The sequence below is a fragment of the Cellulosimicrobium sp. MI9406 genome, from assembly GCF_040595865.1.
In the GTDB taxonomy this organism is placed as follows: Bacteria; Actinomycetota; Actinomycetes; order Actinomycetales; family Cellulomonadaceae; genus Cellulosimicrobium; species Cellulosimicrobium funkei.
This window is the reverse complement of record NZ_JALIZI010000006.1, coordinates 133,345-154,399: the sequence shown is the minus strand read 5'-3', so window position 1 is coordinate 154,399 and position 21,055 is coordinate 133,345. Positions and strand designations below refer to the sequence as shown.

Annotated in this window: 20 protein-coding genes; 5 read left to right on the top strand and 15 right to left on the bottom strand. The window is 74.1% G+C overall.

What is annotated here, in order from left to right:
- Window positions 1–50 precede the first annotated feature (50 nt).
- From MT994_RS12725 to ligD, 4 genes are all read left to right on the top strand, one after another.
- The gene (locus tag MT994_RS12725) at window positions 51–800 is read left to right on the top strand and encodes a peptidylprolyl isomerase (protein ID WP_354806529.1); all 750 of its coding nucleotides are present in this window, start codon (window positions 51–53) and stop codon (window positions 798–800) included.
- 200 nt (window positions 801–1,000) lie between these two features.
- Window positions 1,001–2,659 (top strand): DUF349 domain-containing protein, encoded by a 1,659-nt coding sequence (locus MT994_RS12720; protein WP_354806700.1) that lies wholly within the window; start codon window positions 1,001–1,003, stop codon window positions 2,657–2,659.
- Window positions 2,660–2,749: 90 nt separating this feature from the next.
- Window positions 2,750–3,403: a hypothetical protein gene (locus MT994_RS12715; protein WP_354806528.1), complete on the top strand. Its 654-nt coding sequence runs from the start codon at window positions 2,750–2,752 to the stop codon at window positions 3,401–3,403.
- 10 nt (window positions 3,404–3,413) lie between these two features.
- Complete coding sequence (gene ligD, locus MT994_RS12710) at window positions 3,414–4,490, top strand: non-homologous end-joining DNA ligase (protein WP_021481810.1); 1,077 nt, start codon at window positions 3,414–3,416, stop codon at window positions 4,488–4,490.
- Between the two features lie 30 nt (window positions 4,491–4,520).
- Here ligD and MT994_RS12705 read toward each other — a convergent pair whose 3' ends face one another.
- The 11 genes from MT994_RS12705 to pdxT all read right to left on the bottom strand — a co-directional run bounded on the left by MT994_RS12705 (window position 4,521) and on the right by pdxT (window position 16,685).
- A complete protein-coding gene (locus tag MT994_RS12705) occupies window positions 4,521–5,627 on the bottom strand; it encodes an ATP-dependent DNA ligase (RefSeq protein ID WP_354806527.1) in 1,107 nt (368 codons plus the stop codon).
- Window positions 5,628–5,698: 71 nt separating this feature from the next.
- Window positions 5,699–8,041 carry a bifunctional (p)ppGpp synthetase/guanosine-3',5'-bis(diphosphate) 3'-pyrophosphohydrolase gene (locus MT994_RS12700; protein WP_354806526.1) on the bottom strand — a complete coding sequence of 781 codons (2,343 nt, stop codon included), beginning with the start codon at window positions 8,039–8,041 and terminating at the stop codon, window positions 5,699–5,701.
- Window positions 8,042–8,115: 74 nt separating this feature from the next.
- Window positions 8,116–8,721, bottom strand: a complete 606-nt coding sequence (locus tag MT994_RS12695; protein WP_081895974.1) for an adenine phosphoribosyltransferase — start codon at window positions 8,719–8,721, stop codon at window positions 8,116–8,118.
- Window positions 8,718–9,836, bottom strand: a complete 1,119-nt coding sequence (gene secF, locus MT994_RS12690) for a protein translocase subunit SecF (protein ID WP_043651870.1) — start codon at window positions 9,834–9,836, stop codon at window positions 8,718–8,720. Before secF ends, MT994_RS12695 begins: the two co-directional genes overlap by 4 nt.
- Window positions 9,836–11,833 carry a protein translocase subunit SecD gene (secD, locus tag MT994_RS12685; protein ID WP_232322573.1) on the bottom strand — a complete coding sequence of 666 codons (1,998 nt, stop codon included), beginning with the start codon at window positions 11,831–11,833 and terminating at the stop codon, window positions 9,836–9,838. The genes secF and secD overlap by 1 nt, the downstream gene beginning before the upstream one ends.
- Window positions 11,834–11,914: 81 nt before the next feature.
- Window positions 11,915–12,373: a preprotein translocase subunit YajC gene (gene yajC, locus MT994_RS12680; protein ID WP_194522601.1), complete on the bottom strand. Its 459-nt coding sequence runs from the start codon at window positions 12,371–12,373 to the stop codon at window positions 11,915–11,917.
- Window positions 12,374–12,563: 190 nt separating this feature from the next.
- Window positions 12,564–13,640: a Holliday junction branch migration DNA helicase RuvB gene (ruvB, locus tag MT994_RS12675; RefSeq protein WP_061267253.1), complete on the bottom strand. Its 1,077-nt coding sequence runs from the start codon at window positions 13,638–13,640 to the stop codon at window positions 12,564–12,566.
- A gap of 2 nt (window positions 13,641–13,642) precedes the next feature.
- The gene (gene ruvA, locus MT994_RS12670) at window positions 13,643–14,278 is read right to left on the bottom strand and encodes a Holliday junction branch migration protein RuvA (protein WP_043651863.1); all 636 of its coding nucleotides are present in this window, start codon (window positions 14,276–14,278) and stop codon (window positions 13,643–13,645) included.
- Window positions 14,279–14,477: 199 nt separating this feature from the next.
- A complete protein-coding gene (ruvC, locus tag MT994_RS12665) occupies window positions 14,478–15,047 on the bottom strand; it encodes a crossover junction endodeoxyribonuclease RuvC (RefSeq protein WP_034654762.1) in 570 nt (189 codons plus the stop codon).
- Between the two features lie 207 nt (window positions 15,048–15,254).
- The gene (locus MT994_RS12660; RefSeq protein WP_021483558.1) at window positions 15,255–16,016 is read right to left on the bottom strand and encodes a YebC/PmpR family DNA-binding transcriptional regulator; all 762 of its coding nucleotides are present in this window, start codon (window positions 16,014–16,016) and stop codon (window positions 15,255–15,257) included.
- A 6-nt stretch (window positions 16,017–16,022) separates the two neighbouring features.
- Window positions 16,023–16,685, bottom strand: coding sequence for a pyridoxal 5'-phosphate synthase glutaminase subunit PdxT (pdxT, locus tag MT994_RS12655; RefSeq protein ID WP_194522600.1), 663 nt, complete (start codon window positions 16,683–16,685; stop codon window positions 16,023–16,025).
- 83 nt (window positions 16,686–16,768) lie between these two features.
- Here pdxT and MT994_RS12650 point away from each other — a divergent pair, with 83 nt between their 5' ends.
- Window positions 16,769–17,440 carry a hypothetical protein gene (locus MT994_RS12650; protein WP_354806523.1) on the top strand — a complete coding sequence of 224 codons (672 nt, stop codon included), beginning with the start codon at window positions 16,769–16,771 and terminating at the stop codon, window positions 17,438–17,440.
- Window positions 17,441–17,446: 6 nt separating this feature from the next.
- Here MT994_RS12650 and MT994_RS12645 read toward each other — a convergent pair whose 3' ends face one another.
- From MT994_RS12645 to MT994_RS12630, 4 genes are all read right to left on the bottom strand, one after another.
- Window positions 17,447–18,010, bottom strand: coding sequence for an NUDIX domain-containing protein (locus tag MT994_RS12645; protein WP_021482741.1), 564 nt, complete (start codon window positions 18,008–18,010; stop codon window positions 17,447–17,449).
- Between the two features lie 59 nt (window positions 18,011–18,069).
- Window positions 18,070–19,011: a pyridoxal 5'-phosphate synthase lyase subunit PdxS gene (pdxS, locus tag MT994_RS12640; protein ID WP_034652135.1), complete on the bottom strand. Its 942-nt coding sequence runs from the start codon at window positions 19,009–19,011 to the stop codon at window positions 18,070–18,072.
- A gap of 191 nt (window positions 19,012–19,202) precedes the next feature.
- Window positions 19,203–19,853, bottom strand: a complete 651-nt coding sequence (locus MT994_RS12635) for a hypothetical protein (protein WP_086150347.1) — start codon at window positions 19,851–19,853, stop codon at window positions 19,203–19,205.
- The gene (locus tag MT994_RS12630; protein ID WP_354806699.1) at window positions 19,850–21,055 is read right to left on the bottom strand and encodes a glycosyltransferase family 4 protein; all 1,206 of its coding nucleotides are present in this window, start codon (window positions 21,053–21,055) and stop codon (window positions 19,850–19,852) included. The genes MT994_RS12635 and MT994_RS12630 overlap by 4 nt, the downstream gene beginning before the upstream one ends.

Here is a 21,055-nt window from a genome sequence, read left to right as displayed (position 1 = left end):
CACCGGGGTCGACCGTGCGCGCCGTCGCGGCGCCGGACGAAGGAGCTGGGGTGTCGACGAAGAGTCGCGAGCGCGAGCAGGCGCGTCGTCGTGAGGAGAAGTGGGACCGTCACGTGGCCCAGCTCCGGGCGAAGCGCCAGCGCACGTGGTCGATCGTGGGCGTCGTCGTCGCGCTCGTCGTGATCGGCGTCGCCGTCTGGTGGGCGCTCGCCGCCACCCAGGATCCCGGCACCGACCCGGGCGGCGACACGGGCGCGGCGCCCTCGGGCGAGCACACCCTGCCGCCCGCGTCCGCCGCCGAGGGCCGTGACTGGACCACGACGCTCACCACGACCGCGGGTGACCTCACGCTCACGCTCGACGGCGCGGCCGCCCCGCAGGCGGTCGCGAGCTTCGTGTCCCTCGCCGAGTCCGGGTACTTCGACGGCACGTCGTGCCACCGCCTCACGACGTCGGGCATCTACGTGCTCCAGTGCGGCGACCCGACGGGCACCGGCACGGGCGACCCGGGCTACAAGTTCGGCCCCGTCGAGAACGCCCCCACCGACGACGTCTACCCCGCGGGGACCGTCGCCATGGCCCGCCAGGGCGGGGACGCCGACTCGATGGGATCGCAGTTCTTCCTCGTCTACGAGGACTCGACCATCCCGTCCGACGCGGCGGGTGGTTACACGGTGTTCGGCACCATCACGTCCGGCCTGGACGTCGTCCAGGCAGTCGCTGACGCGGGGACGCAGGACGGATCCGGCGACGGGTCCCCCGCCACCCCGGTCACCATCGAAGGAGTTGAGACCCAGTGAGCGATCCCGCCCAGAACCAGGCGAGCGCACCGGCACCGGAGCCCGCGGAGGCGAGCGAGACCGGACGGGTCGACGCGACAGACGTGGAGCCGACGCCCGAGGCCACCGAGGCCACCGAGGCCACCGAGGCCACCGAGGCCACCGACGAGGGTCCCGCCGTCGCGGCCGACGAGGCCGCTCCGGCCGAGCAGGTGGAGGCCATGCCTGCCGCCGAGGCCGAGGCGACCGGCGCACCGGCAGCGGAGGCCGAGACCGCCCCCGAGGCCGAGCAGACCGAGGCCCCCGAGGCCGACGACGCTCCCACCGCCGACGCCCAGACCGACGCGCCCGCTGGCGCGGCATCGGAGGCGCCTGCCGCCGAGGCAGCCGACGCTCCCGCCGACGCAGCTCCCGTCGCCGAGGCGACGGCACCCGCCGAGACGACGGCATCCGCCGAGGCGGCACCCCGGCCCGCCGCCCCGCGTCCCGGGCCGCGGCCCAAGCCGTCGGCGCTCCCGCACCCGCCGCGCAAGCCGGCCGCCCCGGCCGCGGGCGCTCACGCCGCAGCGGCCGTCGTGCCGGAGGTGCCCGCCGTCCCGGCGCTGGCCGACGACTCGGCCGCCGCCGAGGCCGCGGCCGCGTTCGGTCGGGTCGACGAGGACGGCACGGTGTACGTCCGCGAGAGCGCGGGCGAGCGCTCCGTCGGGCAGTTCCCGGGCGTCGGCGCCGACGAGGCGCTCACGCTGTACGTGCGTCGCTACCTCGACCTCCAGGCGAAGGTCGCGCTGTTCGAGGCGCGGCTGACGAGCACGGACCTGTCGGTCAAGGAGATCGACCAGACGATCGCCCGGCTCACCGAGGAGACCGCGGAGCCCTCCGCGGTCGGCGACCTGGACGGGCTTCGGGCGCAGGTCGAGTCGCTGCGCGGCGCCGCTGGCGAGCGTCGCGCGCAGCTCGAGGCGGAGCGCGCCGCGGCGAAGGCCGCGGCTCTCGAGGCCCGCACGGAGATCATCGAGGCCGCCGAGAAGATCGCCGCGACCGACCCGAGCCGCATGCAGTGGCGGCCCGCGGGCGAGGAGCTGCGCGGACTGCTGGAGCGCTGGAAGGAGGCCCAGCGCTCGGGCCCGCGCATCGACCGCGCGAGCGAGGAGGCGCTGTGGAAGCGGTTCAGCCACGCGCGCACCGCGTTCGACCGCGAGCGCCGGCACTACTTCGCCGAGCTCGAGCAGCGCAACGCCTCCGCCAAGGCCGCGAAGGAGAAGCTGGTCGCGGAGGCCGAGGCGCTGTCGTCGAGCACCGACTGGGGCCCGACGGCGGGCGCGTACCGCGACCTCATGGCGCGCTGGAAGGCCGCGGGCCGGGCGAGCCGCAAGGACGACGACGCGCTGTGGGCCCGCTTCCGCGCCGCCCAGGACACGTTCTTCCAGGCGCGCGACGCGGTGAACTCCGCGACGGACGCCGAGTACGCGGCGAACCTCGAGGTCAAGGAGGCGCTGCTCACCGAGGCAGAGGCGCTCGTGCCCGTCAAGGACCTCGCCGCGGCCAAGGCGGCGCTGCGCGACCTCCAGGAGCGCTGGGAAGAGGCCGGCCGCGTGCCGCGTGGCGACCTGCAGCGCGTCGAGGGCCGCCTGCGTGCCGTCGAGAACGCGGTCCGCGACGCCGAGCAGGCGCAGTGGACGCGGAGCAACCCCGAGACGCGCGCCCGCGCGGAGGGTGCGGCGGCGCAGCTCGAGGCCGCGATCGAGGCGCTCGAGGCCGACCTCGCCGCCGCGCAGAGCCGCGGGGACGCGCGCGCGGTCAAGGAGGCCGAGACGGCCCTCGCCGCACGGCGCTCCTGGCTCGAGCAGGTCGTCCGCGCGGCGGAGGACTCGCGCGGCTGACGCACTCCCGCTCGGTCACAGGGCCGGCGCTCGTCCACAGACGGGTGCCGGCCCTTCCGCGTCCCCACCGCCGTGCGGCACGGTAGGGGCGTGCCCGCAGCCACGACCGCGCCCGTCCACGCCGCACCCGCCCGCGCCACGGGGCACGTCCCCGCCGTCGCGCTCGCGCACCTGCTCGCGCCGCCGGGACCGGAGATCGGCCTGCTCGTCGTCCCGGAGGACGTCGGCGGGCCGGCGGCCTTCCAGGAGCTCGTCCGCGCGGGCGCCCTGGGTCGGCTGTGGGGCGACGTCGCCGCTCCGGCGAGCGTGCCCGTCACCCCCACGCTGCGCGCGCTCGCCGTCCGCGACCAGGTCCCGCGCGGCACGGTGCTCGCGGGCGCGGCCGCCGCGTGGGTGCTGTGCGGCTCCGCGCCGCCCCGCGTGCTCGACGTCGTCCACCCGCCCGGTCGTCATCGCCCGCCGCCACGGCAGGGCCGGGCCGCGCGGCAGGCGCACGTGCTGCGCGACGAGACGAGCCTCGTCGCGGGAGTACTCGTCACGTCGGTGCTGCGGACCGCGCTCGACGTCGCCACCCGGTGCGAGCCGGTGCAGGCGCTGAGCACCTTGCGCCGGCTGGAGGCGGTGTGCGAGCTCGACGCCCGTGCGGCGGCGCGGTCGCTCGAGCTGCGCCACCGGTGGACCGGCCGGGCGCAGGCGCGGCGCACCCTCGCGCTCCTGCTCGCCGGGACCGGCGAGCCGGTCTAGGTTGGTCGGCATGGCCGCAGCCACGACTCCCCCCGTGGAGCTCGACGTCCGAGGACGGACCGTGCGCGTCACGAGCCCGGACCGCGTCGTCTTCCCCGCGCGCGGGCTCACCAAGCTCGACATCGTGCAGTACTTCCTCGACGTGGGCGACGGCATCCTCGGCGCTCTGGTCGACCGCCCGACGACGCTCGAGCGCTGGCCCAAGGGCGTGTTCGAGGGCGCCCGCATGAGCACGCGCACGGACAACACCGGCGACGCGTTCTACCAGAAGCGCATCCCGAAGGGCGCGCCCGAGTGGGTGCAGACCGCGCGCATCGCGTTCCCGAGCGGGCGCACGGCCGACGAGGTGTGCCCCACGGAGCTCGCCGTCGTCGCCTGGGCCGCCAACCTCGGCACGCTGACGTTCCACCCGTGGCCCGTGCGCGGCGGGGACGTCGAGGCGGTGGACCAGCTCCGCATCGACCTCGACCCGCAGCCGGGCACCGACTTCGACGACGCCGTGCGCGTCGCACCGCACCTGCGCGAGATCCTCGACGAGCTCGGTCTCCCCGGCTACCCCAAGACGTCGGGCGGTCGCGGGATCCACGTGTTCGTCCCGGTCGCGCCCGAGTGGGACTTCGTGGCCGCGCGCCGCGCGACGATCGCGATCGGTCGTGAGCTCGAACGGCGCCTGCCGGACCAGGTCACCACGAAGTGGTGGAAGGAGGAGCGCGGCGCCAAGATCTTCGTCGACTACAACCAGATGGCGCGCGACCGCACGATCGCGTCGGCCTACTCGATCCGCTCCAACCAGCGCGCGACGGTGTCCGCTCCCCTGCGCTGGGAGGAGCTCGGCGACGTCCACCCGGACGACTTCGACGTGCTGTCGATGCCCACGCGCTTCGCCGCGGTGGGCGACCTCTTCGCACCCCTGCGTGCCGACCGGGAGGACCCGGGCGCGTCGCTCGAGCCCGCCCTGGAGCTGTCCCGCCGCGACGAGGCCGAGCACGGGCTCGGGGACCTCCCCTACCCGCCCGAGTACCCGAAGATGCCCGGCGAGCCCAAGCGCGTCCAGCCGAGCAAGGACCGGGACCGCGCCCGGGACTGACGTGCCGCGACCACGCGGGTGCGGGCGGCGTCAGTCGACGCCGGGCGCCCCGGGCAGGATGCCCGTGAGGTCGTAGCGCACCGGCTCCTCGAGCTGCTCGTAGGTGCACGACTCCGGGTCACGGTCGTCGCGCCAGCGCCGGAACTGCGCGGTGTGCCGGAACCGGGAGCCCTCCATGTGGTCGTAGGCGACCTCGAGCACGCGCTCCGGGCGCAGCGGCGTGAACGACAGGTCCTTGCCCGAGCTCCAGCGCGACACCGCACCCGGCATCCGCTCGCCGGCGGGGTTCTCCCACCCGGACCACGGGTGCGCGTCCGCGTCCGGCGTGCCCGGCTCGACGACGAGCGGCGCGAGCTCCTCGACCAGCGCGGCGCGCCGCGCCGTCGGGAACGACGCGGCGACGCCGACGAACTGGAGCTGGCCCGCGTCGTCGTACAGGCCGAGCAGGAGCGAGCCGAGCAGCGGCTTCGCGGGGGTCGACGTCTTGTGCAGGCGGTACCCCGCGAGCACGACGTCCGCCTCGCGGCCGTGCTTGATCTTGAGCATCGCGCGCTTGTTCGGCTGGTACGTGCCGTCGAGCGGCTTGGCGACGACGCCGTCGAGGCCCGCCCCCTCGAACGTGTCGAACCACTCCCGCGCCACGGCGACGTCGCGCGTGCGAGGCGTGGCGTGCACGGCCGGGCCGTCGAGGCCCAGGGAGTCGAGCACCTCCTGACGCCGCGCGAGCGGCGCGCGCGTGAGGTCCTCGTCCCCGAGCGCGAGCACGTCGAAGACGACGAGGGCCGCGGGGGTCTGCTCCGCGAGGAGGCGCACGCGCGACGCCGCCGGGTGGATGCGCTGCTGGAGCACCTCGAACTCGAGGCGACCGTCCCGCGCGACGACGATCTCGCCGTCGACCACGCACCGGGGCGGCAGCGCGGCCCGCACCGCTTCGACGACCTCGGGGAAGTAGCGGTCCATGGGCCGCGCGTTCCTGCTGTCGAGCCGCACCTCGTCACCGTCGCGGTACACGATCGCGCGGAAGCCGTCCCACTTCGGCTCGTACACGTACCCGCCGTCGACGGCGTCGGGCTCGGGCACGGCGGGCACGGACTTCGCGAGCATGGGCAGCACGGGGGGCATGACGGGCAGGTCCATGTGCCGATGCTGCCACCGGGTCTGCCGCCCTGCGCGGCGTGGTGGCCTCGGTCAGCGTGCCGCCCGCGGGCTCAGGCGGGGAGCTGCGCCGTCTCGGCGGCCTTCGTCCCCGTGATGCGGTAGACGTCGAACACGCCGTCGACCTTGCGGACCGCGCTGAGGACCTGCGCGAGGTGCGCGGGCTCCGCCATCTCGAAGACGAAGCGCGACATCGCCACGCGGTCGTTCGAGGTCGAGACGGTCGCCGAGAGGATGTTCACGTGGTTGTCCGACAGGACGCGCGTCACGTCGGAGAGCAGGCGCGCACGGTCGAGCGCCTCGACCTGGATCTGCACGAGGAACATCGCGTTGCTGCCCGTGGTCCACGAGACGTCGACGATCCGCTCGGGCTGGTTGCGCAGCCCGACGACGTTCGCGCAGTCCGCGCGGTGCACGCTCACGCCCTGCCCGCGCGTGACGAAGCCGATGATCTCGTCGCCCGGGACCGGGGTGCAGCACTTCGCGAGCTTGACCCAGATGTCGTCGACGCCCTTGACCATGACGCCCGGGTCGCCCGTGCGCACGCGGCGCGCGGTGTTCCCGGGGCGCGCGGTCTCGGCGACGTCCTCGACCGTGCCCTCCTCGCCCCCCATCGCCTGGACGAGCTTGGAGACGACGTTCGCCGCCGACACCTGGCCCTCGCCGATCGCCGCGTACAGCGCGGTGACGTCCGCGAAGCGGAGCTCGTTGGCGAGCGCGACGAGCGACTCGTGCGACAGCAGGCGCTGGATCGGCAGGTTCTGCTTGCGCATCGCCTTGGCGATCGCGTCCTTGCCGTGCTCGACGGCCTCCTCGCGGCGCTCCTTGGAGAACCACTGCCGGATCTTGTTGCGCGCCCGCGGGCTCTTGACGAAGGCGAGCCAGTCACGGCTCGGACCCGCGTTCTCGGACTTCGAGGTGAGGACGTCGACCGAGTCGCCGTTCTCGAGCGTCGAGTCGAGCGGGACGAGCCGCCCGTTGACGCGCGCGCCCATCGTCCGGTGCCCGACCTCGGTGTGCACCGCGTAGGCGAAGTCGACCGGCGTCGAGCCCGCCGGCAGCGCCATGACGTCGCCCTTGGGGGTGAAGACGTAGACCTCCGCGCCGCCGATCTCGAAGCGCAGCGAGTCGAGGAACTCGGCCGGGTCGGCCGTCTCGCGCTGCCAGTCCACGAGCTGGCGCAGCCACCGCATGTCGTTGGCCGCGGCGTCGTCCTTCGCCGTCTTGCCGCCCGACTTCGCGGTCTCCTTGTACTTCCAGTGCGCCGCGACGCCGTACTCCGCGCGCCGGTGCATCTCGTGCGTGCGGATCTGGATCTCGACCGGCTTCCCGCCCGGCCCGATGACCGTCGTGTGCAGCGACTGGTACATGTTGAACTTCGGCATCGCGATGTAGTCCTTGAACCGCCCCGGCACGGGGTTCCACCGCGCGTGCAGCGCACCGAGCGCCGCGTAGCAGTCCCGGACGCTGTCCACCAGGACGCGCGCGCCGACGAGGTCGTAGATCTCCGCGAAGTCGTGGCCGCGCACGATCATCTTCTGGTAGATCGAGTAGTAGTGCTTCGGCCGGCCGGTGACGGTGGCCTTGATCTTCGCGCTGCGCAGGTCGGCCGTGACCTGCTCGCGCACGACGGCCAGGTACTCCTCGCGCGCCGGCGCGCGCTCGGCGACGAGGTGGACGATCTCGTCGTACACCTTGGGGTACAGGGCCTGGAACGACAGGTCCTCGAGCTCCCACTTGATCGTGTTCATGCCGAGGCGGTGGGCGAGCGGCGCGTAGATCTCGAGGGTCTCGCGCGCCTTGCGACCCGCCGACGACGACGACACGTACTTCCAGGTGCGCGCGTTGTGCAGGCGGTCGGCGAGCTTGATGACGAGCACGCGGATGTCCCGTGCCATGGCGACGACCATCTTGCGCACCGTCTCGGCCTGCGCCGCGTCGCCGTACGTGACCTTGTCGAGCTTGGTCACGCCGTCGACGAGCATGGCGATCTCCTCGCCGTACTCCTCGGTGAGCTGCGCGAGCGAGTAGTCGGTGTCCTCGACCGTGTCGTGCAGCAGCGCGGCGGCGAGCGTCGACCCGTCGAACCCGAGCTCGGCGAGGATCGTCGCGACCGCGACGGGGTGCGTGATGTACGGGTCGCCGCTCTTGCGCAGCTGGCCGCGGTGGGCGCGCTCGGCGGTCTCGTACGCGCGCTCGATGACGCTCAGGTCCGTGCGCGGGTGGTTGGTGCGGACGGCCTGGAGCACCGGCTCGAGCGCCGGGCTGCCCGCGTTGGGGCGCGCGCCGAAGCGGACCAGGCGCGAGCGCACACCGCGCCCGCCCGAGCCGCCGGTGCCGGAGGTCGGGGTGCCCGCGCGCTCAGGAGCGCGCGACGTCCGGGTGTTCTCGCTCATGCGCGCCTCCTTCCGCAGGGCGGCCGCCACCGGCACGATGCCGGCGACCAGCCGAGACGACCGGAGTGGCAATCCTACGACTCGACGTGGACCAGCGTGGCCACCTCGCGGCCCGCGAGCCGCTCGCGGCCGCCCAGACCCTCGAGCTCGAGGAGGAACGCCAGGCCCACCACGACGCCTCCCCCGCGCTCGACGAGCTCGGCGCCCGCGGCCGCCGTGCCCCCGGTCGCGAGCACGTCGTCCACCACGAGAACACGCGCACCCGGGGGCAGTGTTCCCGACCGGAGCTCGATGGTCGCGGTGCCGTACTCGAGGTCGTACGTGACGGTGTCCGTGGGCGGCGGGAGCTTGCCCGCCTTGCGCAGCGGCACGAACCCGACGCCGAGGTGCGTCGCGAGCGGCGCCCCGATGAGGAAGCCCCGCGCCTCCATGCCCGCGACGAGGTCGACCCCGCCCGCGGCGCGCGCGACGTCGCCGAGCGCCTCGACCACGTGGCCGAAGGCGTCGCCGTCTGCCAGCAGGCCGGTGATGTCCCGGAAGACGATCCCTGGTCCCGGGTAGTCCGGCACGGCACGGACGAGCTCGAGCACGCGCGAGGCGCGCTCCGGGCCGAGCCCGGCGAGGTGGACGGCGCGCAGGCCGCCCGCCTCGCCGGCCGGCACGTGACCGGGTGCCGTCATCGGGGACGACGGCGGCGCGGCTGCGCCTTGTTGCCCTGGTGCGCGCCCGGCTGGAGCTGGCGGTGCCCCGCCCCGACGCCGGCCGCCGCGAGCGCGGCGTCCTCCTCGTCGCCCGCGACCTCGGCCCGCTCCGCGCGCAGCGCGAGGACCTTGGCCGTGTGCTCCTGGATCGGCTTCTCGCGCTCGCGCAGCGCGACCTCGAGCGGCGTCGCGAGGTACACCGACGAGTACGCGCCGACGGCCATGCCGACGAAGAGCGCGAGCGCGATGTCGCGCAGCGTGCCCGCGCCCAGCAGGAACGCCCCGATGAAGAGGATGCCCGCGACGGGGAGCAGCGCGACGACGGACGTGTTGATCGAGCGCACGAGCGTCTGGTTGATCGCGAGGTTGGCCCGCTCGGCGTACGTGCTGCGCGTCTGGTCGAGGACGCCCGCGGTGTTCTCGCGGACCTTGTCGAAGACCACGACCGTGTCGTAGATCGAGTACGCGAGGATCGTCAGGAGGCCGATCACCGTCGCCGGCGTGATCTCCCAGCCGATCGCCGCGTAGATGCCCACCGTGACGATGAGGTCGTGGAACAGCGCGATGACCGCGGCGAGCGCCATGCGCCAGTTCCGGAAGTAGATCGTCATGACCAGGCTCACGAGGAGCAGGAAGACGACGAGGCCGACGATCGCCTTCTGGGAGACGTCCTTGCCCCAGGTGGGGCCGATGTACGAGCTCGTCACCTCCCCCTCGGACACGTCGTACGCGCTCGCGAGCTCGACGGCGACCTGCTCGACCTGCGCGTTGCTGAGCTCCGCCGTCTGCACCCGCACGGTGCTGGAGCCCACCGAGGTGACGCGCGGCACCTCCTCGGGGGCGACCGCCGCGACGGCGTCGAGCGCCGGCTGCTGCGAGGTGTCCGAGACGCCCGAGACGGTGAACTCCGACCCGCCGCGGAACTCGATGCCGAGGTTGAGCCCGTCACCGGCGATCCGGACCCCGATGATGCCGAGGGACAGGACGACCAGGACGAGCGCCACCACGAAGTAGGCGCGCCGCTTGGCGACGATGGCGTAGGACCGGCGGCCCGTGTACAGGTCGTTGCCCCACTGGGCGAAACCGCTGGCCATCAGTGCTTCTCCTCGTTCTCGTCGCCCGCCGCGTCAGCGGCCGGGGACCCCTCGTCGCCGTCCGCGGAGGCGGCGGCCCGCCGCTCGGCGGCACGGCGCTCGGCGATGGTCATGCGCGGGCCGTCGGACCGGCCGACGCCGGCACCGACCGTCTCCCGGACGGGCGCCGTGCGCTCGCGCGCCGGGGCGTCCTGCACCGGCGCGTCCTCGACGACGTCGCCGCCGTCCGCGGGTGCCGTCGAGGTCGCCCCGACGACGCGGCCGCGACCTGCGTACCGCGTGCCGCGCACCCCGAGGCGCCGCGGGTCGAGGCCCGACGCCGGGTGGCCGTTCGCGAAGAACTTGGTCCGGGCGAGGAGCTGCATGAGCGGGTGCGTGAAGAGGAACACCACGATCAGGTCGACCAGGGTGGTCAGGCCCAGCGTGAACGCGAAGCCGCGCACGCCGCCGACCGCCAGGTAGTACAGGACCACCGCGGCGACGAAGTTCACCGCGTCCGAGGCGAGGATCGTGCGGCGGGCGCGCTGCCAGCCCTTCTCCACCGCGGAGTTCAGCGTCCGGCCGTCGCGCAGCTCGTCGCGGATGCGCTCGAAGTACACGATGAACGAGTCCGCGGTGATACCGATCGCGACGATGAGCCCCGCGACGCCGGCGAGCGACAGGCGGTACCCGATCGTCCACGAGAGCACCGAGATCACGCCGAACGTCACGACGGCCGCGATGCCGAGCGACGCGACGGTGACCAGGCCGAGCACGCGGTACTGGAAGAGCGAGTAGATGACGACCAGCAGCAGGCCGATCGCGCCCGCGAGCAGACCCTTCTCGAGCTGCTCGGAGCCGAGCGTCGCGGAGATCTGCTCCTGGCTCTGCACCTCGAACGTCAGGGGCAGCGAGCCGAAGTTGAGCTGGTTCGCGAGCGTCGCCGCGCTGTCGCGCGTGAAGCTGCCCGAGATCTCGGCCTTGCCGTCGGGGATCGCGACCTGCGAGACGGGTGCCGAGATGACGAGGCCGTCGAGGACCATCGCGAACTGGTTCTGCGGCGACGGGAGCGTCGTGAGACGCGTCGTGACGTCACGGAAGGCCTTGGTGCCCTCGGAGTCGAACTCGATGTTGACGACCCACTCGTTGGTGACGACGCCGTTCTGCCCGACGCGCAGGCCGGAGCTCGCGTTCGAGATGTCGGTGCCCTCGATCTCGACCGGGCCGAGGATGTACTTGGCCGTGCCGTCGTCGGCGCACGAGACGAACGCGCTGTCGGTCGGGCCGCTGTCGCCGCCCACGAGGTTCTCGGGGAGCGTGCAGTCGAGCGCGTCGAACTGCGCCTGCAGCTCCGGCGTGATCTGCGCGAGGTCGCTCGGGTTCTCCGGGCGGGTCGTCTCCGGCGCCGGGTCCGTCGTGGCGTCGTCCGCCGGGGCGTCCGTCGCTGCGTCGGCCGCCGGGTCCGTGCCGTCCTCGGCCGCGGGGTCCGTCGCGCCGTCGGTGGCCGCGTCCGCGGACTCCGTCGCGTCCGGGGCGTCCTCGGCCGCGGCGTCGTCGCCCGCAGCCGGGTCGGTGGACTCGTCGGCGGGCGTCGCCGTCGGCATGCCCACGGAGAGCACGGGGCGGAAGCGCATCTGGGCCGAGGTGCTGACGAGGTCGATGGTCTCCTGGGACGGCTGCCCCGGGATGCCGACGACGATGTTGTTGCGGCCCTGGCTCGTGATCTCGGCCTCGGAGACACCCTGCGCGTCGATGCGCTGGCGGATGACGTTGATCGCCTGGTTGATGTCCTCGGCCGTCGGCTGCGAGCCGTCGGTGGTGACGGGCTCCAGGATGATCTGCGTGCCACCCTCGAGATCGAGCGCGAGGCCCGGGGTGAGGCTCGCCCCGCCCGGGTTGTCCTCGGTCTTCGGGTCGAGCTTCGTGCCCGCGAAGAGGGACCCGAAGAGGACGACGATGAGGATTCCCAGGGTGACGAGGGTCCGTACGGGCCTCGCTCGTGTGCTGCTGGTGGCCAACTGTCCGTCTCTTCTCGTGCGTGTGCGGTGGGCCTCGCGGCCCACCGCGTCAGGCCGGTCGCGGCAGCGACCGGCATAGGGTCACTTGATGTCGGTGCCGTCGTCCCGGCGTCCGCGGTCCTTCTCCGACCGGTCGTCGGTCAGACCGGAGAGGTCGTCGGGCACGACGAGGTCGTCGACGTCGCCCTTCGTGGTGCTCCCGGCGTCGGCATTAGCGGTGCCGTACTCGGCCGCGCCCTCCGACGCGTCGTCCGCCGTCGTCTCCTCGGTCTCCTCGACCGGGGGCTCGACGAGCTTGGCGATCGCGGCGCGCAGCCACCGGGACTGGTTGCCCGGCGTCGACTCGATGGTGATGACGTCGGCCTCGTCGTCGACGTCGACGACCGTGCCGAACATGCCCGAGCCCGTCATCACCTCCTGCCCGGGGGCGAGGGTCGCCCGGAAGTTCTGGGCCTCGCGCTGCTGCTTGCGGGTGCGGCTGGTCATGAGGAACATCGCACCCGCCGCGAGGGCGAGGATGAGGATGAAGCTGATATCCATGACGGAGTCTCGTGTCCTGTTCTGTGCGGGATCTGCGCGCAGTCTAGGCGTGCGCGCACGGTTCACCAACGAGCCGTCTCGCCGCGGAGTTCCGCCCGCCCGGGTCCCGACCATTCTAGGACCACCCGCGGAGCGCCTGTGACCGCCGTCACCGGAGCGTCCTCGCGGGCTCGTGACCTCCGGCGTCGCATCAGGCGTCGAAGAGCGTCCCGCCCTCGCGCGGCGGGGTGAGCCCGAGGTGTGCCCAGGCGGCCGGGGTCGCGACGCGGCCCCGCGGCGTCCGCCCGATCAGCCCCTCGCGCACGAGGTACGGCTCGGCGACGGTCTCGACCGTCTCCGCCTCCTCGCCCACCGTCACCGCAAGCGTCGTCAGGCCCACGGGACCGCCGTTGAAGCGCGTGCACAGCGCGGTGAGCACCGCCCGGTCGAGCCGGTCGAGGCCGATCGGGTCCACCTCGTAGACCTCGAGGGCCGCGCGCGCGGCCGCGAGGTCCATGGTCCCGTCGCCGCGCACCTGCGCCCAGTCACGCACACGCCGCAGGAGGCGGTTCGCGATGCGGGGCGTGCCGCGGGAACGCCCCGCGATCTCGCGGGCGGCCTGGGGGTCGAGCGCGACGCCCAGCAGGCCGGCCGAGCGCGTCAGCACGCGCTCGAGCTCGTCGCCCGAGTAGAAGTCCAGGTGCCCGGTGAAGCCGAACCGGTCGCGCAGCGGCGCGGGCAGGAGCCCCGCGCGCGTCGTCGCGCCGACCGCCGTGAAGGGCGGCAGCGAGAGCGGGATGGCGCTCGCCCCGGCCCCCTTGCCCACGACGACGTCGACGCGGAAGTCCTCCATCGCCATGTAGAGGAGCTCCTCGGCCGGTCGCGCGAGCCGGTGGATCTCGTCGATGAACAGGACCTCGCCCTCCTCCAGCGAGGACAGCACCGCCGCGAGGTCGCCGGCGTGCTGGATCGCGGGCCCCGACGTCACGCGCAGCGACGTGCCGAGCTCCGCGGCGATGATCATGGCGAGCGTCGTCTTGCCGAGCCCGGGCGGACCTGACAGGAGCACGTGGTCGGGCGCGCTCCCCCGCGCGAGCGCGGCCTGGAGCACGAGCGACAGCTGGTCGCGCACGACGGCCTGGCCGACGAACTCCTCCAGCCGACGCGGGCGGAGCGCTGCCTCGGCCGCACGCTCCAGGTCGTCGGCGCCCGCCGCGACGATGCGCTCGGACGAGAACGTGCCGTCCCCGCCGAGGTCGTCGAGTCCCACCTGGTCGAAGGTCGCCATCGTCAGCTCCTCGGCCCGCCGAGCACCCGCAGCGCGGCACGCAGCGCGCCCGCCACGTCGGGTGCCTCGACGACGTCGACGCCCGCCTCGGCGAGCACGGTGGACACCGCGTCGTCCGCGGCCTTGAGGTTCCAGCCGAGCCCGACGAGCGCCTCGACCACCTGGTCGCGCCGGTCCTCCGGACGCGGCGCCGACGCCGAGGCGGTCGATCCCGCCTCGGGGGCGTCGGCGCCCGTGGGCGGGCCGAGCTTGTCGCCGAGCTCGAGCGCGATCCGCTGCGCGCCCTTGTTGCCGATGCCCGGGACGCGCACGAGCGCGGCGATGTCGGCACCCGCGACCGCACGACGCAGGCCGTCGGGCGTGTGCACGGCGAGCATCGCGAGCGCGAGGCGCGGTCCGACGCCGCTCACGGTCTGGACGGTCTCGAAGACGGCGCGCTCGTCGTCGTCGGCGAAGCCGTAGAGCGTGAACGAGTCCTCGCGCACGACGAGGCTCGTCGCGAGGCGCGCCGTCTCCCCCACGCGCAGGCCGGCGAGCGTGGCGGGCGTGGCGTGGACGAGGTAGCCCACTCCTCCGACCTCGAGCACGGCGCGGTCGAGCTGGACGCTCGCCACGACACCGCTCAGGGACGCGATCACGCAGGCTCCTCTCCCGGCCGGCAGCACCGACCTGGTCCGATGGTCCGCCGGCCCCGAGGACCGCCGTCGGGCCGCGCGCCGAGGGGGCGCGTCGAACACCCGTACGACCGCGGTCACTCTAGCAAGGGCCGCCCACCCGCCGACCGACCGACACGGACCGCCGGCACCCCCACCGGCACGACCGGCGGAACCGGCGCCGCTAGCGCGGCGCGCGCCGTCCCTTCGCCGCGTGCTCGGCGGCCGCCCAGGCGCGCTGCGCGGCCGTGAGCTCGTGCCGCTCGCCGCCCTGCAGGGCACCCGCGGGGCGCCAGAGGTGGCAGATCGCGAGCGCGAGCGCGTCGGCCGCGTCCGCGGGCTTCGGCGGCTCCGCGAGGCCGAGGATCCCCGCGACCATGCGCTGCACCTGCTCCTTGCCGGCGCGTCCGCTCCCCGTGACCGCGGCCTTGACCTCCGACGGCGTGTGCAGCGCGACGGGGACGCCCCGCTTCGCCGCCCCGACCATCGCGATGCCCGCGGCCTGCGCGGTGCCCATGACCGTCCCGACGTTGTGCTGCGCGAACACGCGCTCGACCGCCACGACGTCGGGCACGTGCTCGTCGAACCACGCGTCCAGCCGCTCCGCGATCCGCAGCAGCCGCAGGTCCACGCTCAGCTCCGGGTCCGTCCGGATCACCCCGACCGCGACGAGCTCGGCCCGCCGCCCCCGCGCGGAGTCCACCACCCCGACACCGCACCGGGTCAGCCCAGGGTCCACTCCGAGAACGCGCACCCCTCGACCCTTTCACGTGAACGGCACGGACCGGCCGTGCCACGCGGTCCGGCGACGGACCAGCCAGCGGTGGGGCCGGGAGGTCGGTGCGCGGTCGTGGCGGGCCTGGCGGGAGCGGCGCGAGGCACGAGCGCCGCGGATGGTAGACCGCGCGCCGACCTCCCGGCCACGCCGCGACCCGACCATCCGGACGCGACCTGAACCGGGTCAGTCGTCGTTCTCGAGCTCCGCCATGACCTCGTCCGACGCGTCGAAGTTGGCGTAGACGTTCTGCACGTCGTCGCTGTCCTCGAGCGCGTCGATGAGGCGCAGGATCTTGCGCGCGCCCTCGGCGTCGACCTCGACCTCCATCGACGGGTGCCAGATCGAGTCGGCGGAGTCGTACTCGATCCCCGCCTCCTGGATCGCGGTGCGCACGGCGACGAGGTCGCTCGCCTCGGACAGCACCTCGATGACGTCGCCGGAGTCGGTGACCTCCTCGGCCCCCGCCTCGAGCGCGGCGAGCATGACGTCGTCCTCGGTCACGCCCTCCGCCTTCGGCACGACGACGAGGCCCTTGCGCGCGAAGAGGTAGGACACGGAGCCCGGGTCGGCGAGGTTGCCGCCGTTGCGGCTGAACGCGAGGCGCACCTCGGAGGCCGCACGGTTCTTGTTGTCGGTGAGGCACTCGACCAGGACGGCGATGCCGTTGGGGCCGTAGCCCTCGTACATGATCGTCTGGTAGTCGACGGCGTCGGCGCCGGTGCCCGAGCCGCGCTTGACGGCGCGGTCGATGTTGTCGTTGGGGACCGACGACTTCTTCGCCTTCTGGATGGCGTCGAACAGCGTCGGGTTGCCCGCGGGGTCACCGCCGCCCGTGCGCGCCGCGACCTCGATGTTCTTGATGAGCTTCGCGAAGAGCTTGCCGCGCTTGGCGTCGATGGCCGCCTTCTTGTGCTTGGTCGTGGCCCACTTGGAGTGCCCTGACATGCGTTCCTACCCCTTCGCGATTCTGACGAACAGCTCGTGCACGCGCGCGTCCCCGGAGATCTCCGGGTGGAACGAGGTGGCGAGCAGCGATCCCTGCTGGACTGCGACGATCCTACCGGCGGCAGCCGCCGGGATGCCGGGTGCGCCGTGCTCGGGGATCCGGGCGAGCACCTCGACCCCGGGCCCGGCCTCCTCGACCCAGGGCGCCCGGATGAACACGGCGTGCACCGCGTCCCCGTCCCGGCCCGGTCTCGGTGCGTCGTCGCGCCCGTCGTCCGCCGGCGCCAGGCCGGCGAACGCGAGGTCGGTCTCGAACGAGTCGACCTGGCGGCCGAACGCGTTGCGGCGGACCGTCACGTCGAGCCCGCCGATGGTGCGCTGGTCGGCGGTGCCGCCCAGGATGCGGTCGGCGAGCAGGATCATGCCGGCGCACGAGCCGTAGACGGGCAGGCCCTCGGCGATGCGCGCGCGGAGCGGCTCGTCGAGCTCGAAGATGCGCAGGAGCTTGTCGATGGTCGTCGACTCGCCGCCCGGGAGCACGAGCCCGTCGACCGCGGCGAGCTCCTCGGGGCGGCGGACGCCTACCGTGCGGGCGCCCGCGGCCTCGAGCGCGGCGCGGTGCTCGCGCACGTCGCCCTGGAGGGCCAGGACACCGATCGTGATCGTCACGAAGGGGAATGATACGTCGGCGGCCCCGCCGCCCGTCCCGCGGCGGGCCTCCGGCCGCGCCCACGGTTGCTAGCCTCGCCGTCGTGACGTACCCGCCCGCCCCCGGCCAGCCCTATCCCGCGCCCGGTCCGGCGCCGTACCCCGGGGCGGCGCCGCGGCCCCCGCGCAGCACGCGCGGCGCCACGACGATGATCGTGGTCGGCGCCGTCGTGCTCGTGCTCGCGCTCGTGGCGGGGATCCTCGGCGTCACGACGTTCGTCCGGGCGCTGCCGACCGGCGTGATCGACGGCGCGGGCCGGCCCGGGTCGGCGGCGCTCGCGTCGGGCGACGTGCCGGGCGAGGCGGAGCTCGAGGTCACGGGCGGCCAGCCGTACAGCATCTGGGCGGTGGGCCGCGCGGGGTCCTCGGACGGCGCGGGCCTCGACGTCGAGGACGTGACCGTGACCTGCGCCGACGGCGACCTCACGGTGAGCGCCCCTTCGGTGTCCGGGAGCTCCGGCCTGGGCTCCTCCCAGGCGACGACGGTGGCCGAGGCGACGCCGCCGGTGTCCGGGACGTGCACGGTGACCGTCGCGCAGGGCGCAGCGCCCGCGGGCACGACGTTCGTCGTCACCGAGGGCTGGCGCTTCGGCACGTTCTTCGCGACGCTCGGCGGCACGATCGTGCTGTGGTTCGTCGCGATCGGCGGCGGGCTGCTGGGCGCGGGGCTGCTCGTCGGCGGGATCGTGTGGCGGGTGATCGCCCGCCGGGCGTAGCGCCGGTCAGTCCGCGCGCGCCGTGCCGAGGTGCCGCGTCACGCCGTCCCACCCGTGCAGCAGCGGTGCGACGAGGTCGGGCAGCCCCTCGGGGAAGACCTCGATCTGGACGCCGCGCAGGTCGTCGAGCGTCCACCAGCGCATCTCGTCGACGACGTCGAGCTCGACGTCGGTCCACCCGTCGCGGCTCAGCCCGCCGTCGCCGTCCGCCCCGGTGACGCGCGCGAGGAACAGCACCTCGTCCTGGCGGCAGTGCTGCCGGTAGAAGTCGAAGATCGCGCTGCGCGTGTACACCGGACCGACGAGCGCGCCCGGGTCGAGGAGCAGGCCCGTCTCCTCGTGGACCTCGCGCAGCGCGGCGTCGACGTCGCTCTCGCCCGGGTCCACTCCCCCGCCGATCGTGAACCACCACGAGCGCTCGGGCTGGTCGACGTCGTGCCCGCGGGCCAGGAGGATGCGGTCCGCGTCGTCGAGGAGCAGCACGCGCGCGCCGCGGCGGAAGTACAGGCCGTCGTCCCCGAGCACCCAGTCGGGGCCCAGGGACGACGGCGCTCCGGCGGCCTCGGCCACGACGGCTCAGCCGTCCGTCGTCGGCACGACGACGGACGGCTGCGACGCGCGGCGGTCGGTCACCAGCCGCGCTCGGCCAGACGGTGCGGGACGGGGATGTCGTCGACGTTGATGCCGACCATCGCCTCGCCGAGCCCGCGGGAGACCTTGGCGATCACGTCGGGGTCGTCGTAGAACGTCGTGGCCTTGACGATGGCGGCCGCGCGCTGGGCGGGGTTGCCGGACTTGAAGATGCCCGATCCCACGAACACGCCCTCGGCGCCGAGCTGCATCATCATCGCGGCGTCGGCCGGGGTCGCGATCCCGCCGGCGGTGAACATGACGACCGGGAGCTTGCCGGTCGCGGCGACCTCCTTGACGAGCTCGTACGGCGCCTGGAGCTCCTTCGCGGCGACGAACAGCTCGTCCTCGGGGAGCGACGTGAGGCGGCGGATCTCCCCGCGGATGGTGCGCATGTGCGTGGTCGCGTTGGAGACGTCGCCCGTGCCGGCCTCGCCCTTGGAGCGGATCATCGCGGCGCCCTCGGTGATGCGGCGCAGCGCCTCGCCGAGGTTGGTCGCCCCGCACACGAACGGGACGGTGAACTGCCACTTGTCGATGTGGTTGGCGTAGTCCGCGGGCGTGAGGACCTCGGACTCGTCGACGTAGTCCACGCCGAGCGACTGGAGCACCTGCGCCTCGACGAAGTGGCCGATGCGCGCCTTGGCCATCACGGGGATGGAGACGGCCTCGATGATCCCGTCGATCATGTCCGGGTCGGACATGCGCGAGACGCCGCCCTGGGCGCGGATGTCGGCGGGCACGCGCTCCAGCGCCATGACCGCCACGGCCCCGGCGTCCTCGGCGATCTTCGCCTGCTCGGGCGTGACGACGTCCATGATGACGCCGCCCTTGAGCATCTCCGCCATCCCCCGCTTGACCTTCGCGGTGCCGACCGCGCCGGCACCCTCCGTGGTCGCGGCGCCCGGGGCGCTCTCGGCAGGGACGTTCTGGTCGGCCACGTTGGTCACCGGTACCTCACACCTTCAGGTCAGGGGAACGTCGCGCGCTCGCGCGCGGACGCCGTCGAACAGGCTCGACGGCACATGCTCCCACGCGCTCCCCATCCTATCGCCGGGCCGTCCACGACCCCGGTCCCCGGGCCGGCCGGGAGAGGACCGCCGGGCCCGGTACGACCCGCGAGAGCCGCCCCTCAGTCGGGGGTGGCCGCGCTGGCGACAGGGCGCACGAGCGCGTCGGGCGCGGCGTCGTCGAGCTCGACCGTCACGGGCATCGGCGCGTGGCCCGCGAGGTGGAACAGACGCACCCACCACTTGCTGCGCACGCGCAGCGCCTGGGCGACGGCCTCGTTGTGGAAGCGGCGCGCGAGCTGGGCGCGGTACCACGCGGCGGACAGCGTGGCGAGCAGCTCGTCGCCCGCGGGGACCGACCGCACCTCGGCGAGGTCGTCCGCGTCCTCCAGCGCGGAACGCAGGGTCGCGGTGAGGTCGCTCTCCGCGAGCGCGCGCGACTCCGCCATGCCGCCCAGGAGGCGCCGGGGGCGCGGGCCGTCCGCCGGCACGAGGCCGGGCACCTGCTCGCGGAGCCGACGCGCGTCGGCGTCGTCGTCGAGGACGGCGTGCGCGGCCTCGGCGACGAGGACGGAGCTCGCGGGGTCGAGCTCGCCGGACGCCGCGAGGTCCACGGCGGCCGACGCGCGGCGCACGAGCTGGGCGTCCAGCGCCAGCCGCGACGCCATGACCTTGCGGTGGAGGCGGTCGAGCCGCGACGCGGCGACCCACAGCAGCCACGCGGCCAGGGCCGCGACGACGAGGACGAGAACGGCGGTCTCGGACCAGGTCACGGGCGACCCACCTCCTCCTCGCGGACGCGGCCCAGCAGCCGCCCGCCGCGGCGCGAGCGCGGGTCCTCGTGCACGGGGATGACCGCCTCGGACGCCGCGAGCACCATGTCGTACACCGCGGAGACCTGGTCGGTCACCGCGGACCAGTCGAACCGTCGCACGAACTCGGCCGCACGCTCCCGGTGCGCGGCACGGGCGTCAGGGTCCGCGAGGACGTCGACCACCGCCCGGGCCAGCGCCTCGGGGTCGCCTACGGGGAACAGCACGCCCGCGGCGCCGTCGTCGAGCACGCGGCGGAACGCGCCGAGGTCGCTCGCGACGACGCACGCCCCGGCGCTCATCGCCTCCACGAGGACGATCCCGAAGCTCTCGCCCCCGGTCTGCGGGGCGATGTAGAGGTCCACCGACGCGAGCAGGCTCGCCTTGTCCTCGTCGCTCACACCACCGAGGAACTCGACGGAGGACGCGTGCGCGCCGAGCGCCTCGATCGCGGCGTCCCGACCGTCGTCGCCGCGCCCGGCGACGAGGAACCGCGCGCCGGGGAGCTGCTCGAGGATCCGCGGGATCGCTGCCGTCAGGACGGGCAGGCCCTTGCGCGGCTCGTCGAGGCGCCCGAGGAACGCGATCGTCGGCGCCTCGGGCGTGCCCTGCCAGGCCGGGCTCGGCACGGCGTCGGCGAACGCGTCGACGTACACGCCGTTGGGGATGACGACGGCGTCGCCGCCCAGATGGTCCACCAGCGTGCGCCGCGCGTCCTCCGAGACCGCGATGCGCGCGTCGATCTTCTCCAGGCTCTGCCGCACGAGGGGGTAGGCGACCTGGAGCGCGCGCGAGCGCACGAGCGACGTGTGGAACGTCGCGACGATCGGGCCCTGTGCGATCCAGAGCGCGAGCATGCTCAGCGAGGGCGTCACGGGCTCGTGCAGGTGCAGCACGTCGAACCGTCCGGCGTCGAGCCACCGGCGCACGCGGCCCGCCGTGCGCGGGCCGAACGTGAGCCGCGCGACCGAGCCGTTGTAGCGCACCGGCACCGCACCGCCGGCGGAGGTGAGGTAGTCCGGGACGGGCGTGTCGTCGTCGGCCGGGGCGAGCACGGAGACCTCGTGGCCTCGCGCCATGAGCGCCTCGGCGAGGTCGCGCACGTGGAACTGCACGCCGCCGGGGGCGTCGAACGAGTAGGGGCACACGATGCCCACGCGCAG

Excerpts from the sequence above, each read along its gene's own strand:
- MT994_RS12720 (WP_354806700.1), top strand. The coding sequence starts at position 1,001 with ATGCCTGCCGCCGAGGCCGAGGCGACCGGCGCACCGGCAGCGGAGGCC.
- ligD (WP_021481810.1), top strand. The coding sequence starts at position 3,414 with ATGGCCGCAGCCACGACTCCCCCCGTGGAGCTCGACGTCCGAGGACGG.
- MT994_RS12705 (WP_354806527.1), bottom strand. The coding sequence starts at position 5,627 with ATGGACCTGCCCGTCATGCCCCCCGTGCTGCCCATGCTCGCGAAGTCC.
- MT994_RS12700 (WP_354806526.1), bottom strand. The coding sequence starts at position 8,041 with ATGAGCGAGAACACCCGGACGTCGCGCGCTCCTGAGCGCGCGGGCACC.
- MT994_RS12695 (WP_081895974.1), bottom strand. The coding sequence starts at position 8,721 with ATGACGGCACCCGGTCACGTGCCGGCCGGCGAGGCGGGCGGCCTGCGC.
- secF (WP_043651870.1), bottom strand. The coding sequence starts at position 9,836 with ATGGCCAGCGGTTTCGCCCAGTGGGGCAACGACCTGTACACGGGCCGC.
- yajC (WP_194522601.1), bottom strand. The coding sequence starts at position 12,373 with ATGGATATCAGCTTCATCCTCATCCTCGCCCTCGCGGCGGGTGCGATG.
- ruvB (WP_061267253.1), bottom strand. The coding sequence starts at position 13,640 with ATGGCGACCTTCGACCAGGTGGGACTCGACGACCTCGGCGGGGACGGC.
- MT994_RS12660 (WP_021483558.1), bottom strand. The coding sequence starts at position 16,016 with ATGTCAGGGCACTCCAAGTGGGCCACGACCAAGCACAAGAAGGCGGCC.